Consider the following 24,563-nt stretch of genomic DNA (forward strand, 5'->3'; position numbering starts at 1 on the left):
TGCGGACTCCGGGAGCGTTCATTCGCCCGAGTTCGGCCGCACTCCCCTGGTGTGGGGCCGGGCGGGTGATGGGCTCACGATCGATGCCGAGCATCATCCCTACGAGTACGTGCTCGCCGCCATCACCCTCGCCGAGCGCCTGCGTTCCCGAGCGCGGTCTGCCGGCGCGGTACTACGACCTGCGCATCGACAGCGGACTCGACGACGCGTCCGGCCGGAAGTTCGGTCTCGGATCGTCCGCGGCGGTCACGATCGCGACGATCCGCGCGATCGACGAGTTCTACGGGTTCGCGCTCTCCCGACGCGATGTGTACCGCCTGGCCCTGCTGGCCACCATCCGTGTCGCTCCCCAGGCTTCCGGGGGCGACCTGGCGGCCAGCGCGTTCGGCGGCTGGATCTCCTATCGCTCGCCCGATCGCGAAGTGCTTCGAGCATCACTCGACGCGGAGGCGTCGGTCGCCGATCTGCTGGCGTCGCGCGGGTGGGATTCGCTGGACATCGCCCGCCTCGCGCCGCCCGCGTCCCTCCGCTTCCTCGTCGGCTGGACCGGTCGACCGGCATCCACCGAGCGGCTCGTCGACGCGGTGCGAGACGGCTCCGGCGCCATGGACTACCCGGCGTTCCTGCTCGACTCCCGCGCGTGCGTGACGGACCTGGCGCGAGCCCTGGACGACGCCGACGACACCGCCACACTCGACGCCGTCCGCCGGGCGCGGCGGTTGCTGCGCCGCCTCGGGCGAAGCGCCGGTGTCGCCATCGAGACGGATGCGCTCGCCGCGCTCTGCGACACGGCGGAAGCGGCCGGGGCGGCGGCGAAGTCCTCGGGCGCCGGCGGCGGCGACTGCGGCATCGTGCTGGCACCGGAGGACGCCGACATCGCCGGCATGCTCCGCGACTGGGAGGAACGCGACATCCGGCGACTGACACTGTCGGTGTCCCCCGCAGAGGGAGGAGCGCCGTGAGCGCCGCGGACCGCAAGGACGATCACGTGCGGCTCGCCGCCGCTCAGCATCCACTCGTCGCCGGCAACGGCTTCGACGACGTCCGCTTCCTGCACCACGCCCTCTCCGGCATCGATGCCGCCGAGGTGGCGCTCGACACCGAGGTGGCAGGGCGGCACTGGTCCGCGCCGTTCTACATCAACGCGATGACCGGCGGCAGCGCCCGCACGGGCGAGATCAACCGCGCGCTCGCCCGCGCCGCCGCGGCAGCGCGTGTCCCGATCGCTTCGGGCTCGATGAGCGTCGCACTCGACGATGCGGATGCGGCGCCGACGTTCCGCGTGCTGCGCGAGGAGAACCCGGACGGCCTCCTGTTCGCCAACATCGGCATCGAGCGCTCAGCGGATGACGCCCGTCGCGCGGTCGAGCTCATCGACGCCGACGCCCTGCAGATCCACGTGAACGCCGTGCAGGAGATCGTGATGCCGGAGGGTGGACGCTCCTTCGGCCACTGGGTCGCCTCTCTGGAGCGCATCGTCGCAGCCGTCGACGTCCCCGTCGTCGTCAAGGAGGTCGGGTTCGGTCTCAGTCGACGCACCCTGTCCGTCCTCGGTGAGATCGGGGTCTCCGCCGCCGACGTCGCCGGCCGCGGAGGAACCGACTTCGTGCAGATCGAGAACGCGCGCCGAGCCGGTGCCGACTTCGGCTACCTGGCCGGATGGGGACAGAGCGCCGTCGAGTGTCTGCTCGACGCCCCCTCGGACGCGCCTCCGCTGCTCGCCTCCGGAGGAGTGCGCACGCCTCTCGACATCGTCAGAGGCCTCGCCCTCGGCGCACGAGCCGTCGGTGTATCCGGCACCTTCCTGCGGATCGTCCTCGACGGGGGCTCGGATGCCCTGTCGGTGGCGCTCGAGGCATGGAAGACCCAGCTCCGAGCCCTCCTGACCGTCCTCGGTGCGCGCACGAGTGCGGACCTGGTCTGGACGGATCTGATCATCGGCGGCGAGACCGCCGACTTCGCGCGAGCACGCGCGATCGACATCACCTCGCTGGCGCATCGATCCGATGCGCTCAGCGCACCTGGAAGGAGCCGGAATGACCGGTGAGTTCACTCCCCTACCCACCCGCTGGGTCGGTCCGCTACGTCTGAGCGGCGACGTCGTGGGAGAGCAGGAGGTTCCCCTCGCCACCTACGAGAGTCCCCTCTGGCCCTCCGTCGGGCGCGGTGCGCGCATCTCGCGCCTGATCGACGACGGCATCCGGGTGACGGTCGTGGACGAGCGGATGACGCGCTCCTCGCTGTTCACCGCCGTCGACGCCGCGACCGCCGTCCGCGCCGGACGCGACATCCGAGGCCGCTTCGCTGAGCTGGCAGCCACTGTGGCCGCCCAGAGCCGGCACGCCCGGCTGCTCGATGTCGACACCGAAGTCGTCGGCAACCTGCTCTTCGTGCGCTTCGCTCTGTCGACCGGCGATGCGTCGGGGCACAACATGGTGACGCTGGCTGCAGAGTCGCTCATGACGCAGATCCTGCAGTGGCATCCCGAGCTGGAGTACGGATCGATCTCCGGCAACTACTGCTCCGACAAGAAGGCGACCGCCGTCAACGGCATCCTCGGCCGGGGTCGCAATGTCGTCGCCGACATCCTCATCCCGGCAGAGCTCGTCCAGACGCAGCTACGCTCCACCGCGGCGCGGATCGTCGAGCTGAACACACGCAAGAACCTCGTCGGCTCCACGATCGCGGGAGCGCTGCGCTCGGCGAACGCGCACTACGCGAACATGCTGCTCGCGATCTTCCTCGCGACCGGTCAGGACGCGGCCAACATCGTCGAGGGCTCGCAGGGGATCACGTGGGCGGAGGTCCGCGGCGACGGCGACCTGTACTTCTCCTGCACGCTGCCCACGCTCATCGTGGGCACGGTCGGCAACGGCAAGGACCTCCCGCAGGTCGAGGAGGCGCTCACCCGCCTCGGATGCCGCGAGGAGCGCGAGTCGGGCGAGAACGCGCGGCGCCTGGCCGCCCTCGTGGCGGCGACCGTGCTCTGCGGCGAGCTCTCGCTGCTGGCCGCCCAGACCAACCCCGGAGAACTCATGACCTCCCACCTCCAGCTGGAGCGCAACGGAAAGGCCACGCGATGACCGCGCCCCTGATCGGTATCCACGACCTGGCGGTCGCCACCGCCGGCCACGTGCTGGAACTCGACGACCTCGCGGCGGCGACGGGCGTCGATCCGGGTAAGTTCCACATCGGGCTCGGCCAGGACCAGATGAGCGTTCCCGGCCCGGACGAGGACATCGTCACGATGGGCGCGAGCGCGGCCCGGCGCATCATCGACCGGCACGGCGTCGACGGTATCCGCACGGTCTTCTTCGCGACCGAGTCCGGCGTCGACCAGTCCAAGTCGGCCGGCGTCTGGGTGCACGACCTGCTGGGTCTGCCCTCCACGAGCCGGGTCATCGAACTCAAGCAGGCCTGCTACTCCGCGACCGCCGCACTGCAGGCGGCTGCGGGGCTCGTCGCGCGCGAGCCAGGATCGAAGGTCCTCGTCATCGCGAGCGACATCGCGCGCTACGAGCTGGACTCCGCCGCCGAGCCGACACAGGGCGCCGGAGCGGTCGCGATGCTGGTCACCGCGAATCCGGCGCTGCTGAGCATCGAGCCGGCAACCGGACTGCACACCGCCCACGTCGACGACTTCTGGCGCCCCAACGACAGCGTGACCGCCGTCGTCGACGGCAAGCTGTCCATCGACGCGTACCTCGACGGCTTCATCGGAGCGTGGGACGACTACCGCTCCCATGGCGGGGTGGACGTCGATGAGATCGACGTCTTCACACACCACCAGCCCTTCACGCGGATGGCGGCCAAGGCGCATCGCCGTCTCGCCGAGCACCTGGGTACGGAGCTTGCGGAGGACCGCTACCTGCGCTCCACCCTCTACAACCGGCGCATCGGCAACTCGTACACGGCGTCGCTGTACTTCGGGCTCGCCGCTCTGCTCGATGGAGACGACGACCTCAGCGGCAAGCGTGTGGGGATGTTCAGCTACGGCTCCGGCAGCGTCAGCGAGTTCTTCGCCGGCGTCGTGCAGCCCGGTTACCGCGAGCACACCCGGGCCGACGAGACCGCGAAGCTGCTCGCTGCCCGTACGCGTGTGGACGTGCCCGCGTACCGTGCGCTGCACGCGGCGGCCCACCTCGGAAGTCGGCAGGACGTGACCGTACCGGCACAGTCCCCGTGGCCGTACCACTTCGCCGGCGTGCGGGGGCGCGCCCGCCAGTACTCCGCCGACCAGGCCTGAGCACCCGCTGCGAGATGGCCTCGCTCGCCGGCCGGGCAGCCGGCTCCGGCCGACGAGCGGGCGAGGCGGTACGCGCCCCGGGTCAGACGCCGGAGGCGACCTCGGCGGTGGCGTGCGACGCGCGGATCGGGTGCCCCTGCGTCGTCAGGCAGCGCCCGCTCGTGAGGTCCCACTTCCAGTCGTGCAGGCTGCACGTGAGCACGCCGTCCTCGATCTTGCCGGTCTTCGTGAGATCCGCGCGCAGGTGAGGACAGCGGCGCTGCACCACCCAGTCGCCCAGCTGGGCGTCCTCGGTCTGATCGGACTGCTCGGCGTACCAGTTCTCGACGTACTCGATGCGGTCACGTGAGAGGCACTTGAGGAATGTCGTGAGGAACTCGTTGAACTTGCCGCTGCGTCCGACCTCGAACTGCATCGACAGGAAGATCGAGTTCGACCAGTCGATCTCGTGGTCGGCGATGTTCGTCGACACGAGGTCGGCCGGGATCGTGTACCAGTAGATGCACTCCTCCCCCGCGTACTCGCGAACCTTCGCCTTCGGGAAGTCCACCACCATGTCCAGATCGCCGATGCGGAATCGGACGTTGCCTCCCACGCCGTTGCGGATCGTGCGGGCTCTGCGCAGGAGCGGTTCCCACCACTCCTTGATGGCGGCCAACATCTCGGCCGGCGGCAGCACCGCGGCGCGGCTCGCCTCCTCGTCGCGGATCTCCTGTTGACGACTGTCGCGCTGCTGGGCGAGGTAGGCCCACTTGTCGGCGAACATGCGCTCGATCTCGGCCTCGGTGTAGAGGGTCTGGGTGACCTCGATCGCCCCGTCATTCAGGTCGACCTGCGTGCCGGGGACGAACAGGTAGCCCTTCTGCTCGGGGCGGAGCTCAGCCATGTGCGCCAGGAACTCGCTCTGGTCGGTGAAGATCGAGTCGTTCTCGAGACCGAGCCCGTTGTAGCGGAACAGCTCCTCGCGCAGGAACATCGGCGGTCCGGCCATCGGGAACACGTGCTCCGCGTCGACCTTCTCGATGTAGTACATCGCGCGCTTGTTCTGAGCGTCGCGCTTGAGCTTCGCGAAGTTCTGTTTCGCGTCCTGCGGCAGGTCGTAGACCATCGGCCACCAGATCGCTCCCGAGACCTGTGTGAAGTACGCATCGGGCTTGGAGAACGCCAGCAGCTTCTCGAGATCAAGAGGGTGCGAGTCGTTCTGGTTCAGCACGGAGGCGGATCCGTCGTCGACGCTCAACGACGAGTCCCCGATGGGGCCGTCGCTCGGCGCGCGCAGCGGGGTCACCATGACCGAGAGCTTGCCGTACTGCAGCGGAACGCCGGACTGCGTGTAGACGATGTTCTCGTAGCCGAGAGCGCGCAGATCCTGCTCCAGATCGTCCGTCGGGTAGTCGGGCAGGAGTACGGGGATGTCCGAGCGCACGTACCGCTGAAGCAGCCGCGGGTCGAAGTGATCGCGATGACGATGCGAGATGTAGAGGAAGTCCGCCTTCCCGAAGCGCTCCCAATCGAGCCCCCGGTTGTCGGGGAACGGGAACCACGACCCGAAGAACGAGGGGCCGATGACCGGATCGCAGAGGATGCTGCCGCCCGCCGTCTCGATGAACATGCCCGCGTGGCCGAGACCCGTGATGCGCATAGAAGAGTCCTTTCCGCGTTCGAGTCTAGGCAGCGGCGGCTGTGTGTCCCGTCCGCACCGCCGACACCCGGGGTCGTGTATCGGTCGGCAGCCCGCCCGTCAGGCCGAGCGGGCGATGCGCGCGAGCACGCCGTGGACGAAAGACCCGGCCTCGTCGGTCGAGTACTCCTTCGCGAGCTCCACGGCTTCATCGATGGCGACGGCGACCGGTACCTCGTCGTTGAAGACGGCCTCCCAGACACCGATGCGCAACACCGCACGGTCGACCGCCGGCATCCGCTCGATCTTCCAATCGCGGGCGTGCGTGACGATCTGCTCGTCGATCTCGTCTCGGTGATCGATGACACCGTCGACGATGTCACGCGCGTACAACCAGGAGCTCTGACGATTGGGTTCTCCCGCGGCGCGGGAGGCCTCTGCGGCGAGGATGGCCGCAGGATCTTCGCCGCGGACGTCGGCCTGGAAAAGGATGTCGAGGGCGCGCTTGCGCGCCTTGCTACGAGCGCTCACCCGTCAGCTGACGCGACCGAGGTAGTCGCCCGTACGCGTGTCGACCTTGACCTTCGTACCCGTCTCGACGAACAGAGGGACCTGGATCTCGTGGCCGGTCTCCACCGTCGCCGGCTTCGTGCCGGCCGACGAGCGATCGCCCTGCAGACCGGGCTCGGTGTAGGTGATCTCCAGCACGACGGAGGCCGGCAGCTCGATGTAGAGCGGGTTTCCGTCGTGCAGAGCGATCTGCACCTGCTGGTTCTCGAGCAGGTAGTTCGCCGCGTCGCCGACCGTCGCCGCGCCCACCGTGATCTGGTCGTAGTCGGCGACGTCCATGAAGACGAAGCCCTCACCGTCGTTGTAGAGGTACGTGAAGTCGCGGCGGTCGACGTTCTGGATGTCGACCTTCGCCCCGGCGTTGAACGTCTTGTCGACGACCTTGCCGGTCATGACGCTCTTCAGCTTGGTGCGAACGAACGCACCGCCCTTGCCGGGCTTGACGTGCTGGAACTCCACGACGTTCCACAGCTGTCCGTCGATGCTGAGGACGACGCCGTTCTTGATGTCTGCGGTAGATGCCATGGGGGTGGAGGTTCCGTTCGTCGTGAGATCTGCGGGCGCGTCGCGACAGGCGAGGGCCCAGCTACCCATCTTACGGGATCGTCACCGGCCCCGCCGGGCGCCCGAACGCGCCACGGCAGGGCCGGCAGCAGGGTCACGCGTACCGGTAGAAGCCCTCGCCGGTCGCGACGCCCAGCTTGCCCTGGTCGATGTAGTTCTCCTTCAACCAGGCGGCCAGCGCCTGATCCCCCGTGCTGGAGTGCGTGAGGATGTTGTACGGGGTGTTCAGACCGATGACGTCGAGCATCTGAAGCGGGCCCATCGGGGCGCCCGTGGCGATGCGCCATGTCTTGTCGATGTCGGCGACGGACGCGTATCCGCCCGCGGCGAGTCCCATGCCGGCGTTGAGCAGCGGGACGAGGAGCGAGTTGAGCACGTAGCCCGCCTTCTCCTTGCGGATGGCGATCGGCACCATGCCGATCGCTTCGGCGAAGTGCATGACCGCGTCGAAGACCTCGGGGGCCGTGCGCTCGGTTCCCATCACCTCGCCGGTGTTGAACTTCCACACGCGATTGGCGAAGTGGAGAGCGAGGAAGCGATCGGGCCGGCCCGTGAAGTCGACGATGTCCGACGGCAGAAGCGTCGACGAGTTGGTCGCGAAGATCGTGTCCTGACCCGCGAGCTCAGCGAGCTGCGCGTACACCTCGCGCTTCAGATCGAGCACCTCGGGAACAGCCTCGATCACGAGGTCGACCTTCGCCGCATCGGCGAGGCTGGTGGTGAGCGTCACGCGCGCCAGCGCATCCTCGACACGCGTTCCCTCGGCAGCACCGGGCACCTCCGCGCGATAGGTGGCGGCCAGGCGCTCGAAACGCTCGCGCGCACCGGCGAGGGCGCGCTCATCGATGTCGTACGCGACGACGGGGAATCCGCTGTACGCACTCTGAAAGGCGATCTGCGATCCCAGAACACCTGTTCCGAGAACCGCGACGGTCGTGATGTCGGTCATGATCTCTTCCTTCTGACGGGGGTCCCCCGTCGCTCAATTCGCGGTCGGGTCGGCCGCGGTATCAGCGGCGCCGGCACGGTAGCCGGCGACGATCTGCGCGATCTGCACAGGCAGATCGGTGGTGTCGAACCCCTGTTCATCCCGGGGCCGGACGAGCACGATGTGCGCGCATGCGAAGATCGCGCGGGCCGCAGTGCGCGCGGGGACGGTCAGCCGACCGCCCGTCAGGATCCGTGCGATGCCGTCCTCCAGCTCGGCGACCACAGCCAGGCCGTCCGCGCGGAACGGCTCGTGCGCATCGCCGAACATGAGCTCGCGCTGGTACACCGCCGCATCCGCGGTGCGGCGCGCGGCCGTTTCGAAGAGCGGGGTCAGGGCGGCATGAACGGCTTCAGCCGCGTCCGGAATCGACCGGGCGGCCTCCAGCCCGCGGTGCACGGCTCGGCGGACGTCCTCGTTGCGCACCATGAGCAGCAGTTCCGCCTTGGTGGCGGCGTAGCGGAACACGGTCCCCGCGGCCACATCCGCGCGATCCGCCACCTGCTGCGTCGTCACACGCGCGTAGCCGAACTCGTCGAACAGATCACGCGCGGCAGCGAAGATCCGCTCCCGCTTCAGCTGCTTCGCGCGCTCGCGGCGCCCTGCATCGTCCGACACAAATGAGTCAACTCAACAATGAGTCCACTCATTCCCGTTTCGGGGAAGATCGCTCAGCCGTCGGCCTGGCCGGCGATCACCCGGATGAGGCGATCCACGGCCGTGGCGTAGCCCTGCACGCCCTCGCCGACGACGTGGACGATCGCGACGTCGCGCACGTACGAGTGATGCCGGAACTCCTCACGAGCGGTGACATCGGAGATGTGCACCTCCGCGACCGGGAGCGAGACACCGCTGAGCGCATCACGAAGCACGACGGAGGTGTGGGTGAGACCGCCCGGGTTGATCACGATCCCCGCGCAGTCCTCGCGCGCGGCATGGATCTCGTCGAGCAGGACGCCCTCGTGATTGCTCTGCACGGCCCGCATCTGGAAGCCGTGCGCAGCAGCGGCTTCCGACGCGATGCGCTCGACATCCGCGAGCGTCGCCGTCCCGTAGATGCCGGGCTCGCGCGTCCCGAGCAGATTCAGATTCGGGCCGTTGACGAGCAGGAGGCGACGTGCGGTGGTCACGCTCGCACGCTACCAGGAGCGCGGGTCGGCCGCCGCCTTCAGCCCGCGACCTCCTGATACGCCGCGAACAGCAGTGATTCGTCGGGAGCCTGCAGCACGGTCGGGCGCGCGATGTCGTCCAGCACGATGAAGCGCAGCATGCCGCCACGGGACTTCTTGTCGCGCTGCATCGTCGCCAGCAGTTGCGGCCAGGCCCCGGCGCGATAGCTCGTGGGGAGTCCGAGCGACTCGAGGATCTCGCGATGACGCACCGCAGCCGCATCCGGCAGCCGCCCCGCCAGACGCGAGAGCTCGGCGGCGTACACCATGCCGATGGAGATGGCGGCGCCATGGCGCCAGCGGTAGCGCTCCGCGTGCTCGATCGCGTGGCCGAGCGTGTGGCCGTAGTTGAGGATCTCCCGCAGCCCCGCCTCGCGGAAGTCCTCGCCCACGACGCGCGCCTTCATGTCGATCGCGAGCTCGAGACAGCGGCGGAAGGACTCGGACGAGGGGTCCACGATCGACTGCGGCTCCGCTTCGATGCGGTCGAGGATCTCGGGCGCCCAGATGAAGCCCGCCTTGACCACCTCGGCGAAGCCTGCGGTCGCCTCGTTCTGTGACAGTCCGTCGAGCATCGACAGGTCGCAGACGACGGCCCGCGGCGCCCAGAAGGCGCCCACGAGGTTCTTGCCCTCCGCGGTGTTGATCCCGGTCTTGCCGCCGACGGCGGCGTCGACCATGCCGAGCACGGTCGTCGGGACCTGCACCACCTGGATGCCGCGCAGCCAGGTGGCGGCGACGAAACCTGCGAGGTCCGTCACCGCTCCCCCGCCGAACCCGACGACCGCATCCGTGCGCGTGAAGTCCGCCTGGCCCATGACCTGCCAGCAGAACGCGGCGACCTCGACGCGCTTGCCCTGCTCGGCGTCGGGGATCTCCGCAAGGAGCACGTCGCGCCCTCCCTCGGCCATCAGTCGCTCCCGCAGCGATGCCGCTGCAGCCCCCAGCGTGGGCGGATGGACGACGAGCACCTTGCGCACGGACGGAGCCAGCGCCTCCCCGACACGGTCGAGGATGTCGCGCCCGAGGTGGATCGTGTAGCCGTTGTCGCCGGCCACGGTGATCTCGGTCGTCTCGGTCATGGTTGTCCCTTCGGTGCGGAAGTGCGTGCCCACGCCACGATCTGGTCGACGACGTCGGAGAGCGGTCCGTGCGAGGTGTCGAACGTCGCATCGGCGACTTCGGTGTACAGCGGCATCCGCTCCTCGAGGATGCGGTGCCAGCGTGCGACGGGATCCTCCCCCTTGTCGGAGAGCAACGGCCGGTGCCCTCCCCCGATACGACCGGCCACGATCGCGGGCGAGACGGTCAGCAGCGCCACACGGTGGGCCCTGAGATCGGCGCGCGTATCGGGGTCGAGGACGGAGCCCCCGCCGAGCGACACCACCCCGCCCTGCGCCAGCGCGTGGGCGACGGCGTCACGCTCGAGTTCGCGGAAACGTGCCTCGCCGTGCAGCGCGAAGATGTCGAAGATCGCGCCGTGCGTGCGCACCACCGCCGCGTCCGTGTCGATGAAACCGACCTCCAGCACCTTCGCGACCCGTTTGCCGATGCTCGTCTTACCGGCACCCATGGGCCCGACGAGCACGATCGCCGAGTCGGCGGGTGCCGTCATCGGTCGAGGTCGGGATCGCTGGCGTCCGCCGTGCGCAGAGTGTCCGGGATGGCGGCGAGGTAGGACTGCAGGTTGCGACGGGTCTCGACGATGTTGTCACCGCCGAACTTCTCGAGCACGACATCGGCGAGGACGATGGCGACCATGGCCTCGGCCACGACGCCGGCGGCGGGCACCGCGCAGACGTCGGAACGCTGATGGTGTGCGGAGGCCGTCTCGCCCGTGGCGACGTCGATCGTCCGCAGCGCGTGCGGAACGGTCGCGATCGGCTTCATCCCCGCTCGCACCCGCAGCACGGTGCCGGTGGACATGCCGCCCTCGGTGCCGCCCGCGCGGTCGGTTCCACGGGTGATGCCGCCCTCCGCGGCGAACAGCTCGTCGTGCGCGGCGGAGCCGCGTCGGCGGGTGGTCTCGAATCCGTCGCCAACCTCCACGCCCTTGATGGCCTGGATGCTCATGAGCGCCTGCGCCAGCTTGGCGTCGAGACGACGGTCCCACTGGACGTGCGAACCCAGCCCCGGCGGCATGCCGTAAGCGAGGACCTCGACGATGCCGCCCAGTGTGTCGCCGTCCTTCTTCGCGGCGTCGACCTCGGCGACCATCGCCGCGGACGTCGTCGCATCGAAGCAGCGCAGCGGATCCGCATCCAGGGCATCGACGTCGTCGGGCGTCGGAAGCGCGGCACCCTCGGGCACACGCACCGGGCCGATCGAGAGCGTGTGGCTCACGAGGCGGATTCCGAGCTCACCGAGGAACGAACGGGCGATGGCGCCCAGGGCGACGCGCGCGGCGGTCTCGCGGGCGCTGGCGCGCTCGAGGATGGGACGCGCCTCGTCGAACCCGTACTTCTGCATCCCGACGAGGTCCGCGTGACCGGGCCGAGGACGCGTCAGGGCCGCCCCGCGGCCGCGTGAGCGCTCCGTGAGCTCCACCGGTTCGGGACTCATGACCTCGACCCACTTCGGCCACTCCGTGTTGCCCACGCGCAGGGCGATCGGGCTGCCGATGGAGTACCCGTGCACCACGCCGGAGGAGATCGAGAGTTCGTCCTCCTCGAACTTCATCCGCGAGCCGCGGCCGTAGCCCAGCTTGCGTCGGGCGAGGTCGGCTTGGATCGCGTCACGGGCGACGGGCACGCCGGCAGGCAGGCCCTCCATGATGGCGACGAGTTCGGGGCCGTGCGATTCGCCGGCCGTGAGCACGCGGAGCATTCGTCTATTCTCCCACGAGCGCCCGGCGCATTGCGGCCAGCACCCGTGCTTCGTCATCGAGCGGCTGGTCCTGCTGCCCGCTCACGAACACGCGCACCTGCCGGAGTGCCTGATGAAGCAGCATCGGCAGCCCCGACACCGTGACGAGATCGCGTTCGGTCCATGCCGCCGACAGGGGTGTCGGCCAGGTGCCGTAGACGACATCCATGAGGACGCCACCCGCATCCGCCAGCGAGGACACGACCTCGTGCGCCAGGACGGCGTCCCCGGGAAGGGTCGCCACGGTGACGTCGACGGCATGATGCCGGGCGTCCAGAGGGCCGGCCGTGCTGCGCATCCCCAGCTCGGCGCCGCGGGTCACGAGCTCGCTCGCCGCCTCCGGACGGCGAGCCACGATCTCCACGGATCCGACGCCCATCTCCGACAGCGCGACCAGGGCCGATGTGGCAGTGGCTCCGGCTCCCAGGATGCGCGCCGAGGCCGCCTCTGCGGCACCTGCCTCGCCGAGCGCGGCCACGATGCCTCCGACGTCCGTGTTGTATCCACGCGGACCGCCTGCATCGAGCAGCAGCGTGTTGACGGCGCCGGTCGCGCGCGCCCTCGGGTCGACCTCGACCGCCGCGCGGAAACCCGCCGACTTGAGGGGCATGGTCAGCGACAGTCCTCGCCACGAGGCGTCGAGGGATGAGAGTGCGGGCGCGAACGCCGCTTCATCGACACGTCTCTTGTCGTACGTCCACGCCACATCCAGCACCTCGTACGCGGCCGCGTGCAGCAGCGGCGACCGGCTGTGGGCGATCGGATCGCCCCACACGGCGAGACGCGTACCGGTCAACATCCCGAATCCGGGTGCTCGCTGCACCACTGCTGGAACTGCTTCACGTACTTCTGATGCTCGGCATAGGTCGTCGTGAACACCGTCTCCCCCGTGTCCAGGTTCACGGTCACGAAGTACAGCCACGGGCCGTCGGCGGGGTGCATCGCGGCATTGATCGCCACATCCCCCGGATTCGAGATCGGTCCGACAGGCAGGCCCGGATGCACGTACGTGTTCCACGGATTGTCGTCGCGCTGCGCCTGTTCCGAGGTGCTCACCGAACCGGCATGGAGCTCGCCGTACCCGTACTGCGCGGTCGAGTCCATCTGCAGCAGACCGAAAGTCTCCTGATTCGAGGGGTCAAGTCGGTTGAGGATGACGCGCGAGACCTTCTGCATGTCCGCTTCGTATCGAGCCTCACGCTGGATGATCGAGGCGATCGTCAGGACGCGCTCCCGCTGATCGGCAGGAACCCCGGCCGCATCGAGCGACTGGACGGTGCGGTCGACCATCATCTTGATGATCGACGTCGCACTGGTGCCGGGCTCGATCGTGTACGTCGCGGGGAAGAGCCAGCCCTCCAGGCTCGACGCCGACACGCCGTAGGCCGAAGGGTCGGCGACGGCGGCGGTCAGATCGTCGAGCGAGACGCTCGCGCCGTCCGCGATCCGCTGCAGCGACACATCCACCGTCAGCCCTTCGGGGAGCACGACACGCCCCTCCAGGCGGTTGGCAGGATCACCGAGCGCCTCCAGCGCCGCCGCCGAGGTCATCTCTTGCTGCAGCTTGTACGTTCCGGGTTGGAAGGTGAAGGCGATGTTGTTGTCGATCATGTAGCCGTACAGCGAGTTCGCAGTGCGCGTCACGCCTGCATCGAACATCTTCTGAGAGACCTGGGGACCGGCGTCGCCGCTGACGATCGTGATCGTCGCCTCGCCGTGCGCCTGCCCGGCCTCGAACTCGGTCGGCTCCTCCCACCCCAGCACGGCGCGGATCTTGTCCTCGTACGTGTTCCACACCCAGAGACCTCCGGCAGCGACACCGCCGAGCAGCACGAGCACGATCGCCAGAGCGATCCACCCGCCCTTGCGACGCCGGCGCTTGTTCGGAGGGGGCGGCGGGGCCCCGAGCACGTCCGTCGTCGCATCACCCGCGAAGAGATCGTCCAGCGAGGGACGCGCGGGGGCCGTCGGGGCGGGCTCCGCCGGCGCGCGGAAGATCGGTTCGGACGCCGCGGATGCCGGCTGGGGAGCCGAGGCGGGCTGCGACGCGCTCGCGCGCTCGGCGGCCTCGCGCGCCTCGCGGCGGGAGGAGGGCGTGTCGGACATCAGTCGGTCTCCTGGTCCGGGTCGACGGGAGTGCCGGGCGCCCGTCCTGTCTGCTTCTCGACATCGAGGGCGTTCTGCAGCAGGATCACGGCGGCGACCTGGTCCACTATCCCACGCGAAGAGCGCTGAGAACGTCCTGAACGCCGAAGCGCCGCATGCGCCGACACCGTGCTCAACCGCTCGTCGACCAGCCGCACCGGCAAGGATCCTCCTGCGGCGAGGGCGCGTGCGAACTCGCGGGCGTCCTGTGTCGAGGCCGTCTCGTTGCCGCCCAGGCTGATCGGGAGTCCGACATAGAGCGCGGTCGCATTCTCGTCCCCGGCGATCGCGAGGACGCGCTGCACCGAGTCCTCGGCCCGCGCCACAGTCTCCACCGGCGTCGCGAGCATCCCGTCGGGATCGCACCGGGCTACACCGACGCGAGCCTTTCCGACATCGATTCCGAGCCGTACGCCCCTGCGGAAGTCGCTCACGCCGACGTGGTCTCCAGCGATCGCACGATGCCGTCGAGCGCGTCGGACAGCGCGGCCGCATCCGAGCCGCCGCCCTGTGCGACGTCGTCGCGTCCGCCGCCGCCCCCGCCGAGCACTCCCGCGGCGCCCTTCGCGAGAACCCCGGCCTTGACGCCGGTTCTCCGGGCCGCCTCGTTGGTGGCGACGATGACGATCGGACGCCCGCCCGTCGTCGCGCCCAGCGCGACGACGCTCGCGTCCTCGCCCAGCCGGTCGCGGACCGCCAGAGCGACCGTGCGCAGGTCATCGGCGGACCCGACGGCCCCGATCGAGGCGACGACGGCGCCGACCTGACCGACGCGTCGCACCTGCGACGCGAGCTCGGGAGCGCGCTGCGCGAGAGCCTGCGCCTCGAAGGCCGCGATCTTCTTCTCCGCCGCCTTCAGGCTCGCCGCGAGATCGGCGATCCGCGCGGGGATCTGCTCGCGCGGGACCTTCAGGTCGGACGTCAGCTGAGACACGATCGCCCGCTCCGCGGCGAGATCGCGGAACGCGTCGAGTCCGACGAGTGCTTCGACGCGACGCGCGGTCGCGCCCACCGAGGACTCGCCCACGAGGTTGATGAGTCCCACTTCCGCGCTGGAGGCGACGTGCGTGCCGGCACACAGCTCACGCGACCACGGTCCGCCGATGTCGACCATCCGCACGGTCGTCCCGTACTTCTCGCCGAACAGCGCCATCGCGCCCAGTTCCTTGGCCTCGTCGAGAGGCAGGACGCGCGTGGTCACCTCGAGGTTGTCGCGCACGGCGTTGTTGGCGATCTCCTCGATCTCGCTCCGCGTCGCGGGCGAGAGCGCCTGGCTCCAGTTGAAGTCGAAGCGCATGTACCCGGCACGGTTCAACGATCCCGCCTGGGTCGCGGAGCTTCCCAGCGTGTCACGAAGAGCCGCGTGCACGAGGTGGGTCGCGGAATGGGCCTGACGCGCGGAGCGGCGGTTGGCCGCATCCACCACCGTGGTCGCCGCGTCGCCGACGCCGACCTCGCCCGTGAGAACCTCCACGGTGTGGCTGATGAGTCCGGGCACGGGCTTCTGCACGTCCAGGACGTCGAGCTCGAAGCCCGAGCCGACGATGGTGCCCTTGTCGGCGACCTGGCCGCCGGATTCCGCGTACAGCGCGGTGGCGGGCAGGATCACCTCGACGATCTGACCCTGTCGCGCGCGGTCGACCGATACGCCGTCATGCAGGATGCCCAGCACGCGCGACTCTGTGGCGAGGTCCGTGTACCCGGTGAAGACCGTCTCGCCCTGTGCGCGGAAGTCGCGGTACACGCTGTGGTCGGCGAGTTGGCGACGACGGCTCTTGGCGTCGGCCTTCGCACGGGTGCGCTGCTCCTGCATCAGGGTGTCGAACGCACCGCGATCGACGCTGAGCCCGGCCTCTTCGGCGACTTCGAGCGTCAGGTCGATGGGGAAACCGTAGGTGTCATGCAGGAGGAACGCCTGGTCACCGGAGATCGAGGAGCCGCCGGTCTTCTTCGTCTCGGCGATGGAGAGATCGAGGATGGACGAACCGGACGCCAGCGTGCGCAGGAATGTCTCCTCCTCCGCGAAGGCGTACTGCGAGATCCGTCCCCAGTCCTCGGCCACGACGGGGTAGGACGCGGCCATCGCGTCGCGGGACGCGGCGAAGAGCTCGGGGAAGGTGGCGCCGTCGACGCCGAGCAGTCGCATCGCACGGATCGAGCGGCGCATGAGCCGACGGAGGATGTAACCGCGACCCTCGTTGGACGGTGTCACGCCGTCGGAGAGCAGCATGAGGGACGAGCGCACGTGGTCCGCGATGACGCGGTAGCGCACATCGTCTTCGTGCTCTTTGCCGTACGGACGGCCGGAGAGCTCCACCGCACGATCGAGGACGGGGCGCACCTGATCCGTCTCGTACATGTTGTCGACGCCCTGCTTGATGAAAGCGACGCGCTCGAGCCCCATGCCGGTGTCGATGTTCTTGTTCGGCAGTTCACCGACGATGTCGAAGTCGATCTTCGAGCGCACGTTGGTGATCGCGTACTGCATGAACACGAGGTTCCAGATCTCCGTGAACCGCGAATCGTCGACGGCAGGGCCGCCGTCACGCCCGTAGGCGGGTCCACGGTCGAAGTAGATCTCGGAGCAGGGGCCGGCGGGGCCGGGCTGCCCAGTGGACCAGTAGTTGTCCTCGCGGCCGAGTCGCTGGATGCGGTGCTCGGGGAGCCCGGCGATGCGACGCCACAGATCGGCGGCCTCGTCATCGGTCTCGTAGACCGTGACCCACAGATCCTTCTCCTGGAAGCCGAGACCGCCGTCCGCCTCGGAGCGCGTCAGAAGATCCCAGGCATAGGTGATGGCGCCTTCTTTGAAGTAGTCGCCGAAGGACCAGTTTCCGAGCATCTGGAAGAACGTGCCGTGCCGAGCGGTGTGGCCGACCTCCTCGATGTCGTTCGTCCGGATGCACTTCTGCACATCGGCGGCCCGCGGGAACGGCGGCGGCACCGTTCCGTTCAGGAACGGGACGAACGGCACCATGCCTGCGACGGTGAACAAGAGCGTCGGGTCATCGCTGACCAGAGAGGCGGAGGGAACGATGGTGTGGTCGTTCTTCTCGAAAAAGTCGAGGTAACGCTGGGCGATCTCGGCGGTCTTCATGCGGTGTCTTCCTCGGGCAGGACAGGAAGGCCGCCGGAGCGGCCGTTCGGAGTTCGCGGGCGGTCAGCGATCGTCGGCGGCGGAGCCTGCCGCGTCGGGTCCGGTGTCGAACCGGGCCTGCTGCTCGTGGTAGGCGTCTTGGATGCGGTCGGTGAACTCCGTGATTCGAGCGTCGATCTCGGCGAGCACCTCGTGTCCGCGCGGATCCTTGTTGACGAGGTGCGCGAGCACGAACCCGGCCGTCGTTCCGACCGCGAACCAGAGAAGACTTCTCACCGTGACCTCTTCCTCATCGTGACCGCGTCTGTCGCGAGCATCATCCATCGTAGGCGACAACGGATGCCGGCGACGGGCCGACGACGAAGGGCGCCGGGATGACCCCGACGCCCTTCGTGCGCGAACGACTCAGCGCGCGGCGTAGTACTCCACGACCAGCTGCACGTCACAGGTCACGGGGACCTCGGCGCGCTTCGGGCGACGCACGAGGCGCGCCTGGAGCTTGTCGAGCTCGACCTCGAGGTAACCGGGAACGTTCGGCAGGACCTCGGCGTGACCGCCGGCGGCCGCCACCTGGAACGGCTCGGTGCCCTCGCTGCGGGCCTTGACGTGGATGAGCTGACCGGGCTTCACGCGGAACGACGGGCGGTCCACGATCTGACCGTCGACCATGATGTGGCGGTGCACGACGAACTGACGGGCCTGCGCCGTGGTGCGGGCGAAGCCGGAGCGCAGCACGAGGGCGTCGAGACGCATCTCGAGCAGCTCGACGAGGTTCTCACCCGTCAGGCCGTCGGTGCGACGGGCCTCGTTGAACGCGATGCGCAGCTGCTTCTCGCGGATGCCGTACTGCTCGCGCAGACGCTGCTTCTCACGCAGACGGACGGCGTAGTCGCTGTCAGCCTTGCGCTTGGTGCGGCCGTGCTCGCCGGGAGCGTAGGGACGCTTCTCGAGGTAGCGGGCGGCCTTGGGGGTCAGCGCGACGCCGAGCGCGCGCGACAGGCGGACCTTGCGGCGGTCCTGGGACTTCGTGGTCACGAAGGTGTCCTTCCGATGACGTGGCCGCGCCTTTCGCGGCTCACGGGCGTATCACCCGACTTCTCCCGATGACGCGCACGCCGGGGCGCGTCGGACGGTGGTGCTGAAGGAGGGGGATGCCCGAAAACTCGGTTTCGAGCCGATTCATGCTATCAGACCGGCATGCGGCTCTGACGGGCGTGGCGCCCGGTCGTCAACCACAGCGAACTCTGCATCGCGATGATGGCCTCGCCGTAGAACACGAGCAGGCCGTATTCGAGGTTCCGGTCCGCGACGGATGCGGCCGCTTCGGCGTCACCGCTTGGCCGAGCCCTCATGACGCCGCCACCGGACACTCAGCCCTCGAGGATCCGGCGGATCTTCTCGACGCGCGCGGCGATGTCGCGCTCGAGGCCGCGTTGCGTGGGCTGGTAGTACCGCCGCCCGCGCAGTTCGTCCGGGAGGTACTGCTGAGTCGCCACACCGACGTCGAGGTCGTGCGGATAGACGTAGCCCTTGCCGTGCCCGAGACGCTTGGCACCCGGATAGTGCCCGTCGCGCAGGTGCGTGGGGACCCGGCCGAAGCCGCCGGCCTTCACATCGGCCATCGCGGCGTTGATGGCGTTGTAGGCGGCATTCGACTTCGCCGTGGTCGCCAGATACACCGTCGCCTCGGCGAGAGGGATGCGCCCTTCGGGCATTCCGATGAACGCCACCGCATCCGCCGCGGCGACCGCGATCGGCAGAGCCTGCGGATCGGCGAGCCCGATGTCCTCGGCAGCGGAGATGACCAGGCGCCGCGCGATGAACCGAGGGTCCTCCCCCGCCTCGATCATCCGCGCGAGGTAGTGGATCGCTGCGTCCGCATCCGACCCGCGGATCGACTTGATGAACGCACTGATGACGTCGTAGTGCTCGTCGCCCTGGCGGTCGTAGCGCAGAAGCGCCCGATCGACCGCCTGTGCGATCAGCGCGGCCGTGATCCGCGGTTCCTCGTCGCCGTCGGCCATGGCCGCCGCGGCCTCCAACGCGGTCAATGCCCGCCGCGCGTCCCCGGACGCCAGGCGGACCAGCGCCTCCCTCGCCTCGACGTCGAGCGCGATCCGCCCGGCCAGTCCCCGCGGATCGCTCACGGCCCGGTCGACGAGCTCTCCCAGATCGTCATCGCCCAGCGGCTGCAGCGTCAGCAGGAGTGAGCGAGACAGGAGCGGCGAGATGACCGAGAACGACGGATTCTCCGTGGTCGCTGCGATCAGCACGACCCACCCGTTCTCGACGCCGGGCAGCAGCGCGTCCTGCTGGGCCTTGGTGAAGCGATGGATCTCGTCCAGGAACAGGATGGTGGACTGGCCGTACAGGTCACGCTGATTGAGCGCCTCCTGCATCACCTCGCGAACGTCCTTCACACCGGCGGTGATGGCAGACAGCTCGACGAAACGACGCCCGGAGGAACGGGCGATCGCCTGGGCGAGGGTGGTCTTGCCGGTGCCGGGTGGGCCCCACAGGATCACGGACACCGCCCCCGCGGTCTGCCGCTCGGGATCGGCCAGCGCGACGAGCGGCGAACCGGGCTTCAACAGATGCCCCTGGCCCGCGACCTCGCCCAGCGATGCCGGTCGCATGCGCACGGCGAGAGGCGTCTGGCCCTGGAAGAGGGCGCCGGAGGAGGTCACTCCCCCAGGCTAACGGCGGCCGACGACGCCCGGCTTTGATGCCCACCGTCACCGCCGCATAAGATCGGCTGGTCCGGCCGGCGAGGAGGAACCGTGGCATCGGTAAGCAAGCAGCAGCGCGCAGAGCGCGAGCGCGCTCGTCTGTACCAGGCGCGCCGCGCCCACCACGACGCGCAGATCGCTCGGCGCCGGCGCGACAACCTCATCGCCGGGCTCGGTGGCGGTGTGCTGGTCCTCGCGATCCTCGGCGGACAGATCGCGTATTACACGGTCGGCCCCGGCGCGGTCTCCCCGGCCGCCGAGACGCCCGCTCCGGCGCCCTCCGACCCCGCTCCCACCTCCAGCCCGCTGCCGACGCCGGAGCCGACGTCCTGACCTGCACGGCGCCCGACCGGCCGGCGTACTAGGCTGAATCCGATTTCCCCCGCCGACGCGAGACGCTCGAGGTGCCCCGTGACTGCCGCGACAGACCACACCCCTGACCAGCCCGACACCACCGGGGCCGCTGACGAGCCCTGGGGTCGGGTGGATGCCGATGGCACCGTCGCCGTGCGCGAAGGCGAGAACTGGCGCGTCGTCGGCCAGTACCCCGACGGCACCCCGGATGAGGCGCTGGCGTACTTCGTACGCAAGTACACCGACCTTGCGAGCGAGGTGACGCTCCTCGAGGTGCGTCACCGCCGCGGCGGTGCGTCCGCATCCGACCTGCGCCACACGGCGAACTCGCTGCGCGAGAAGGTCACCGACGCCGCAGCCGTCGGCGATCTCGAGGCCCTGCGCGCTCGACTCGATGCCCTGGTCGCCTCGCTGGCCGAAGCGACCGCTCACGAGGCCGAGGCGGCGAAAGCCGCTGTCGACGAAGCGCTCGCGCAGCGCACCGTCCTCGTCGAGCGCGCAGAGGCGCTCGCTCAGCGCGACCCGAAGTCACTGCAGTGGAAGCAGGTCACCGCGGAGCTGACCGAGCTCTTCGACCAGTGGCAGAGCCAGCAGCAGAATGGCCCGCGCCTGCCGAAGTCCGCATCGCAGCAGCTGTGGACGCGCTTCCGCGACGCGCGCAGTGCGCTCGAGCGTCATCGCCGCGCGTTCTACGCCGAGCTCGATGAGGTCCACAAGGCCGCCAAGGACCGCAAGACGCGGCTGGTGGAGCGCGCCGAGGCTCTCGCTCCGCGCGGCGAGGACGGCATCCCCGCCTATCGCGACCTCCTCGACGACTGGAAGGCCGCGGGGCGTGCCGGCAAGCGCGTCGACGACGCTCTCTGGGCCCGCTTCAAGGCTGCCGGCGATGCGCTCTACGGTGCCCGCCAGGGCCGGGAGGCCGCCGAGGCCGAGGAGTCCAAGGAGCGGATCGTCGCCAAGCAGGCCCTGCTCGAGACGGCGAAGCCCATCGTCGACGAGAAGAACCTGTCCACGGCCCGTCAGCGTCTCACCGAGATCCAGCGCCAGTGGGACGAGATCGGCCGCATCTTCCCGCGTGATCGCGAACGCGCACTCGACGACGAACTCCGCAAGATCGAGCAGCAGGTGCGCGGCCGCGAGGACGCCGAGTGGAAGCGCAACGAGCCCGAGACGACCGCGCGCGCGAACGATATGACCCGTCAGCTGACGGATGCCATCGAGAAGCTCGAGAGCGAACTCGCCGATGCCGAGGCCCGCAAGGACGCCAAGGCGGCGAAGACGGTACGCGAGTCCCTCGAAGCCCGGAAGGCGTGGCTGCGCGCTATCGGCGGCTGACCGCTTCTCCATCCGACCTCGACGCGCGGGGCCTGTCCACAGATCGGACGGGCCCCGCGCGTCGTCGCTTTCCCTCCCGGCACACTGAGGCGATGGGTTCCCGTTTCCTCTATTTCCCGAGCGAACTGCTCAGCCGCGCCGAGCTCACCGCAGCGTGCCTCGACGGCGATCTCGTGGGACTCGGCGAAGGCTTCGTACCCGCCGACACGATCGAGACGGCGGCACTGCGCGCCGCATCCCTGAGCCCACTCGTCGGCGAACGAATGGCGGCGACCCACCGGAGCGCCGCCTGGGTCCACGGCTTGGTCGACGAGGCGCCCGTGCGCCACGACCTGCAGCGCATCAGCGCGCATCGCCTGCACGAGCCCGTGGACCGACGCTTCGTCTACCGCGATCCGCGCATCCCCGACGACGACCTGCTGCGTCTCGGCGGTGTTCCCGTGACGACTCAGGCTCGCACCCTCGCCGACCTGGCGCGGGGTACCGATGAGACCGCCCACCTCCTGCTGGCTCAGTGCGCGGAGCGCGCGCCGCATGCGGTCGCCGGGGCCATCGAGTGGTTGTCCGCCAGACGACGCGTGCCGCGTCGCCTGGCTGCGCTCTCGCTGCTGGAGGAGCTCGTCAGGAGGATGTGACGCGGTACACGTCGTAGACGGCGTCGATGCGGCGCACCGCGTTCAGCACGCGGTCGAGGTGAACCGTGTCGCCCATCTCGAACACGAAACGGCTGAGCGCCAGGCGATCGTTCGAGGTCGAGACCGTCGCGGAGAGGATGTTGACGTGGTGCTCGCTCAGCACGCGCGTCACGTCGCTGAGCAACCCGGAGCGATCGAGCGCCTCGACCTGGATCTGGACGAGGAACACGCTCTTCGTCGTGGGCGCCCACTCGACGTCGATCATGCGCTCGGGGTCGGCCTCGAGCGCTTTGACGTTGGTGCAGTCGGCGCGGTGCACCGAGACACCGCTGCCGCGGGTCACGAAGCCGACGATCTCATCGCCCGGAACGGGCGTGCAGCACTTGGCCAGCTTGACCAGGATGTCGGGCGCACCGCGCACGAGCACGCCGGAATCGCCGTCGCGCGGCGCACGGCCCCGACCGATGTGCGGGATGTCGATGGGACCGGTGGAGGTGTCGTTGTCCGCAGCGACGAGCGCGGTCACCTTCTCGATCACCGACTGGGTGGAGACGTGTCCCTCACCGACAGCCGCATAGAGAGCCGACACATCCTCGTAGCGCAGCTGCTGAGCGACCTGGGTGAACGAGTCCTGACTCATCAACCGCTGCAGCGGCAGGTTCTGGCGACGCATCGCGCGGGCGATGGACTCCCGGCCCTGCTCTATGGCCTCTTCACGGCGCTCCTTGGTGAACCAGCCACGGATCTTGTTGCGCGCACGCGTGCTCTTGACGAACCCGAGCCAGTCCTGGCTGGGGCCGGCATCCGGGTTCTTCGAGGTGAAGACCTCGACGACGTCGCCGGAGTGGAGCTCGGACTCGAGCGGCACGAGCCGGCCGTTGACCTTCGAGCCCATCGTGCGGTGCCCGATCTCGGTGTGCACCGCGTAGGCGAAGTCCACCGGCGTCGCGCCCGCAGGCAGTCCGATCACGCGCCCCTTGGGCGTGAAGACGTAGACCTCTTTCGCGCCGATCTCGAACCTGAGGGAATCGAGGAACTCGCCCGGATCCGCCGTCTCGGCCTGCCAGTCCGAGATGTGAGCCAGCCAGGCCATGTCGGCGTCGACGGCCTTGGCGTCAGTCTTCGCGCCCGACATCCGCTCCTTGTACTTCCAGTGCGCCGCAACACCGAACTCCGCCTGCTGGTGCATCTCGTTCGTACGGATCTGGATCTCGACCGTGCGTCCGTTCGGGCCGATGACGGTCGTGTGCAGCGACTGGTAGAGGTTGAACTTGGGCGTCGCGATGTAGTCCTTGAAGCGCCCAGGAAGCGGCGTCCACCGCGCGTGGAGCGCGCCGAGGACGGCGTAGCAGTCGCGGACCGTCGCCACGATCACGCGGATGCCGATCAGGTCGTAGATGTCGTCGAACTCGCGACCCCGCACGACCATCTTCTGGTACACGGAGTAGAGCTGCTTCGGGCGACCCGCCACCCGGCCGCGGATCCGCAGCTCGCGCAGGTCTTCTTCGACCGCGTTGATGACGTTCTGCAGATACTGCTCCCGCTGGGGCGTGCGCTGCTTGACGAGGCTGTCGATCTCGACGTAGAGCTTGGGGTGGAGCACCGCGAACGAGAGATCTTCGAGCTCGGACTTGATGGCCTGGATGCCGAGCCGGTGCGCCAGCGGCGCGTAGATCTCGAGCGTCTCGGTCGCCTTCTTCGATGCCTTCTCGGGCGGCACGAAGCCCCACGTGCGCGCATTGTGCAAGCGGTCCGCGAGCTTGATGACGAGCACGCGGATGTCACGGGACATCGCCACGATCATCTTGCGGACGGTCTCTGCCTGGGCGCTCTCGCCGTACTTGACCTTGTCGAGCTTCGTGACTCCGTCGACGAGCATCGCGACCTCGTCGCCGAACTCGGCGCTCAGCTCGTCGAGCCGATACCCCGTGTCCTCGACGGTGTCGTGCAGCAGAGCGGCGGCGACAGCCTTCGGCCCGAGGCCGAGATCCGCAAGGATCTGTGCCACGGCGAGCGGATGGGTGATGTAGGGCTCGCCGCTCTGCCGCTTCTGTCCCTCGTGTGCCCGCGCCGCCACCACGTAGGCGCGCTCGACGATCGCGAGATCGCCCTTCGGATGGTGGGTGCGCACCGTGCGGACGAGCTTGTCGACGTCGTCACGGCGGGCGGCGCGCGAGAAGATGCGCGGGATCAGGCGGCGTAGAGAGGAACTCTGGGCGCCCGCGGGAAGCGTCTCGGCCATGCC

Annotated in this window: 25 protein-coding genes; 7 read left to right on the plus strand and 18 right to left on the minus strand. The window is 69.1% G+C overall.

What is annotated here, in order from left to right; all coding sequences use genetic code 11:
* Nucleotides 1-83 precede the first annotated feature (83 nt).
* From QE374_RS01715 to QE374_RS01730, 4 genes are read left to right on the plus strand one after another with little or no spacing between them, the layout of a single operon-like run.
* Nucleotides 84-962 (plus strand): phosphomevalonate kinase, encoded by an 879-nt coding sequence (locus QE374_RS01715; RefSeq protein WP_309731643.1) that lies wholly within the window; start codon nt 84-86, stop codon nt 960-962.
* Complete coding sequence (gene fni, locus QE374_RS01720) at nt 959-2,047, plus strand: type 2 isopentenyl-diphosphate Delta-isomerase (RefSeq protein WP_309731645.1); 1,089 nt, start codon at nt 959-961, stop codon at nt 2,045-2,047. The genes QE374_RS01715 and fni overlap by 4 nt, the downstream gene beginning before the upstream one ends.
* Complete coding sequence (locus QE374_RS01725) at nt 2,037-3,083, plus strand: hydroxymethylglutaryl-CoA reductase (protein ID WP_309731647.1); 1,047 nt, start codon at nt 2,037-2,039, stop codon at nt 3,081-3,083. The genes fni and QE374_RS01725 overlap by 11 nt, the downstream gene beginning before the upstream one ends.
* On the plus strand, nt 3,080-4,246 hold the full coding sequence (locus QE374_RS01730) for a hydroxymethylglutaryl-CoA synthase (protein ID WP_309731649.1): 1,167 nt from the start codon (nt 3,080-3,082) through the stop codon (nt 4,244-4,246). Before QE374_RS01725 ends, QE374_RS01730 begins: the two co-directional genes overlap by 4 nt.
* A gap of 82 nt (nt 4,247-4,328) precedes the next feature.
* Here QE374_RS01730 and QE374_RS01735 read toward each other — a convergent pair whose 3' ends face one another.
* The 17 genes from QE374_RS01735 to QE374_RS01815 form a co-directional block, all read right to left on the minus strand.
* Nucleotides 4,329-5,888 (minus strand): Rieske 2Fe-2S domain-containing protein, encoded by a 1,560-nt coding sequence (locus QE374_RS01735; RefSeq protein WP_309731651.1) that lies wholly within the window; start codon nt 5,886-5,888, stop codon nt 4,329-4,331.
* A 99-nt stretch (nt 5,889-5,987) separates the two neighbouring features.
* The gene (gene nusB / locus QE374_RS01740) at nt 5,988-6,398 is read right to left on the minus strand and encodes a transcription antitermination factor NusB (RefSeq protein WP_309731653.1); all 411 of its coding nucleotides are present in this window, start codon (nt 6,396-6,398) and stop codon (nt 5,988-5,990) included.
* A gap of 3 nt (nt 6,399-6,401) precedes the next feature.
* Nucleotides 6,402-6,962 (minus strand): elongation factor P, encoded by a 561-nt coding sequence (gene efp / locus QE374_RS01745; RefSeq protein ID WP_137416962.1) that lies wholly within the window; start codon nt 6,960-6,962, stop codon nt 6,402-6,404.
* 133 nt (nt 6,963-7,095) lie between these two features.
* Nucleotides 7,096-7,950: a 3-hydroxyacyl-CoA dehydrogenase gene (locus QE374_RS01750; RefSeq protein WP_309731656.1), complete on the minus strand. Its 855-nt coding sequence runs from the start codon at nt 7,948-7,950 to the stop codon at nt 7,096-7,098.
* A gap of 33 nt (nt 7,951-7,983) precedes the next feature.
* Nucleotides 7,984-8,607 (minus strand): helix-turn-helix domain-containing protein, encoded by a 624-nt coding sequence (locus QE374_RS01755; RefSeq protein WP_309731658.1) that lies wholly within the window; start codon nt 8,605-8,607, stop codon nt 7,984-7,986.
* A gap of 53 nt (nt 8,608-8,660) precedes the next feature.
* A complete protein-coding gene (gene aroQ, locus QE374_RS01760; protein ID WP_309731660.1) occupies nt 8,661-9,119 on the minus strand; it encodes a type II 3-dehydroquinate dehydratase in 459 nt (152 codons plus the stop codon).
* A 38-nt stretch (nt 9,120-9,157) separates the two neighbouring features.
* Nucleotides 9,158-10,240 (minus strand): 3-dehydroquinate synthase, encoded by a 1,083-nt coding sequence (gene aroB, locus QE374_RS01765; protein WP_309731663.1) that lies wholly within the window; start codon nt 10,238-10,240, stop codon nt 9,158-9,160.
* Entirely contained in the window at nt 10,237-10,773 is a 537-nt protein-coding gene (locus tag QE374_RS01770; RefSeq protein WP_309731664.1) for a shikimate kinase, read from the minus strand. The genes aroB and QE374_RS01770 overlap by 4 nt, the downstream gene beginning before the upstream one ends.
* A complete protein-coding gene (gene aroC, locus QE374_RS01775) occupies nt 10,770-11,984 on the minus strand; it encodes a chorismate synthase (RefSeq protein WP_309731666.1) in 1,215 nt (404 codons plus the stop codon). Before aroC ends, QE374_RS01770 begins: the two co-directional genes overlap by 4 nt.
* A 4-nt stretch (nt 11,985-11,988) precedes the next feature.
* Entirely contained in the window at nt 11,989-12,849 is an 861-nt protein-coding gene (locus QE374_RS01780; protein ID WP_309731668.1) for a shikimate dehydrogenase, read from the minus strand.
* Complete coding sequence (gene mltG / locus QE374_RS01785; protein WP_309731669.1) at nt 12,816-14,129, minus strand: endolytic transglycosylase MltG; 1,314 nt, start codon at nt 14,127-14,129, stop codon at nt 12,816-12,818. Before mltG ends, QE374_RS01780 begins: the two co-directional genes overlap by 34 nt.
* A complete protein-coding gene (ruvX, locus tag QE374_RS01790) occupies nt 14,129-14,602 on the minus strand; it encodes a Holliday junction resolvase RuvX (protein WP_309731671.1) in 474 nt (157 codons plus the stop codon). The genes mltG and ruvX overlap by 1 nt, the downstream gene beginning before the upstream one ends.
* A complete protein-coding gene (alaS, locus tag QE374_RS01795; RefSeq protein ID WP_309731673.1) occupies nt 14,599-17,265 on the minus strand; it encodes an alanine--tRNA ligase in 2,667 nt (888 codons plus the stop codon). Before alaS ends, ruvX begins: the two co-directional genes overlap by 4 nt.
* A gap of 63 nt (nt 17,266-17,328) precedes the next feature.
* Nucleotides 17,329-17,541 (minus strand): hypothetical protein, encoded by a 213-nt coding sequence (locus QE374_RS01800; RefSeq protein ID WP_309731675.1) that lies wholly within the window; start codon nt 17,539-17,541, stop codon nt 17,329-17,331.
* A 129-nt stretch (nt 17,542-17,670) separates the two neighbouring features.
* Nucleotides 17,671-18,300 carry a 30S ribosomal protein S4 gene (gene rpsD, locus QE374_RS01805; protein WP_243227891.1) on the minus strand — a complete coding sequence of 210 codons (630 nt, stop codon included), beginning with the start codon at nt 18,298-18,300 and terminating at the stop codon, nt 17,671-17,673.
* A 152-nt stretch (nt 18,301-18,452) separates the two neighbouring features.
* A complete protein-coding gene (locus tag QE374_RS01810) occupies nt 18,453-18,617 on the minus strand; it encodes a hypothetical protein (protein ID WP_309731679.1) in 165 nt (54 codons plus the stop codon).
* Nucleotides 18,618-18,635: 18 nt separating this feature from the next.
* A complete protein-coding gene (locus tag QE374_RS01815) occupies nt 18,636-19,952 on the minus strand; it encodes a replication-associated recombination protein A (RefSeq protein WP_309731681.1) in 1,317 nt (438 codons plus the stop codon).
* A gap of 93 nt (nt 19,953-20,045) precedes the next feature.
* On the opposite strand from QE374_RS01815, the gene QE374_RS01820 reads away from it, so the two are divergent.
* The 3 genes from QE374_RS01820 to QE374_RS01830 all read left to right on the plus strand — a co-directional run bounded on the left by QE374_RS01820 (nt 20,046) and on the right by QE374_RS01830 (nt 22,318).
* Nucleotides 20,046-20,327 carry a dioxygenase gene (locus tag QE374_RS01820; RefSeq protein WP_309731683.1) on the plus strand — a complete coding sequence of 94 codons (282 nt, stop codon included), beginning with the start codon at nt 20,046-20,048 and terminating at the stop codon, nt 20,325-20,327.
* Nucleotides 20,328-20,405: 78 nt separating this feature from the next.
* A complete protein-coding gene (locus QE374_RS01825) occupies nt 20,406-21,683 on the plus strand; it encodes a DUF349 domain-containing protein (protein WP_309731685.1) in 1,278 nt (425 codons plus the stop codon).
* A 92-nt stretch (nt 21,684-21,775) separates the two neighbouring features.
* Entirely contained in the window at nt 21,776-22,318 is a 543-nt protein-coding gene (locus QE374_RS01830; RefSeq protein WP_309731686.1) for a type IV toxin-antitoxin system AbiEi family antitoxin, read from the plus strand.
* Here the strand turns inward: QE374_RS01830 and QE374_RS01835 are convergent.
* On the minus strand, nt 22,305-24,560 hold the full coding sequence (locus QE374_RS01835; protein ID WP_309731689.1) for a bifunctional (p)ppGpp synthetase/guanosine-3',5'-bis(diphosphate) 3'-pyrophosphohydrolase: 2,256 nt from the start codon (nt 24,558-24,560) through the stop codon (nt 22,305-22,307). The genes QE374_RS01830 and QE374_RS01835 overlap by 14 nt on opposite strands.
* Nucleotides 24,561-24,563 lie beyond the last annotated feature (3 nt).

Origin of the sequence: Microbacterium sp. SORGH_AS_0428, assembly GCF_031453615.1 — a bacterium.
Lineage (GTDB): Bacteria > Actinomycetota > Actinomycetes > Actinomycetales > Microbacteriaceae > Microbacterium.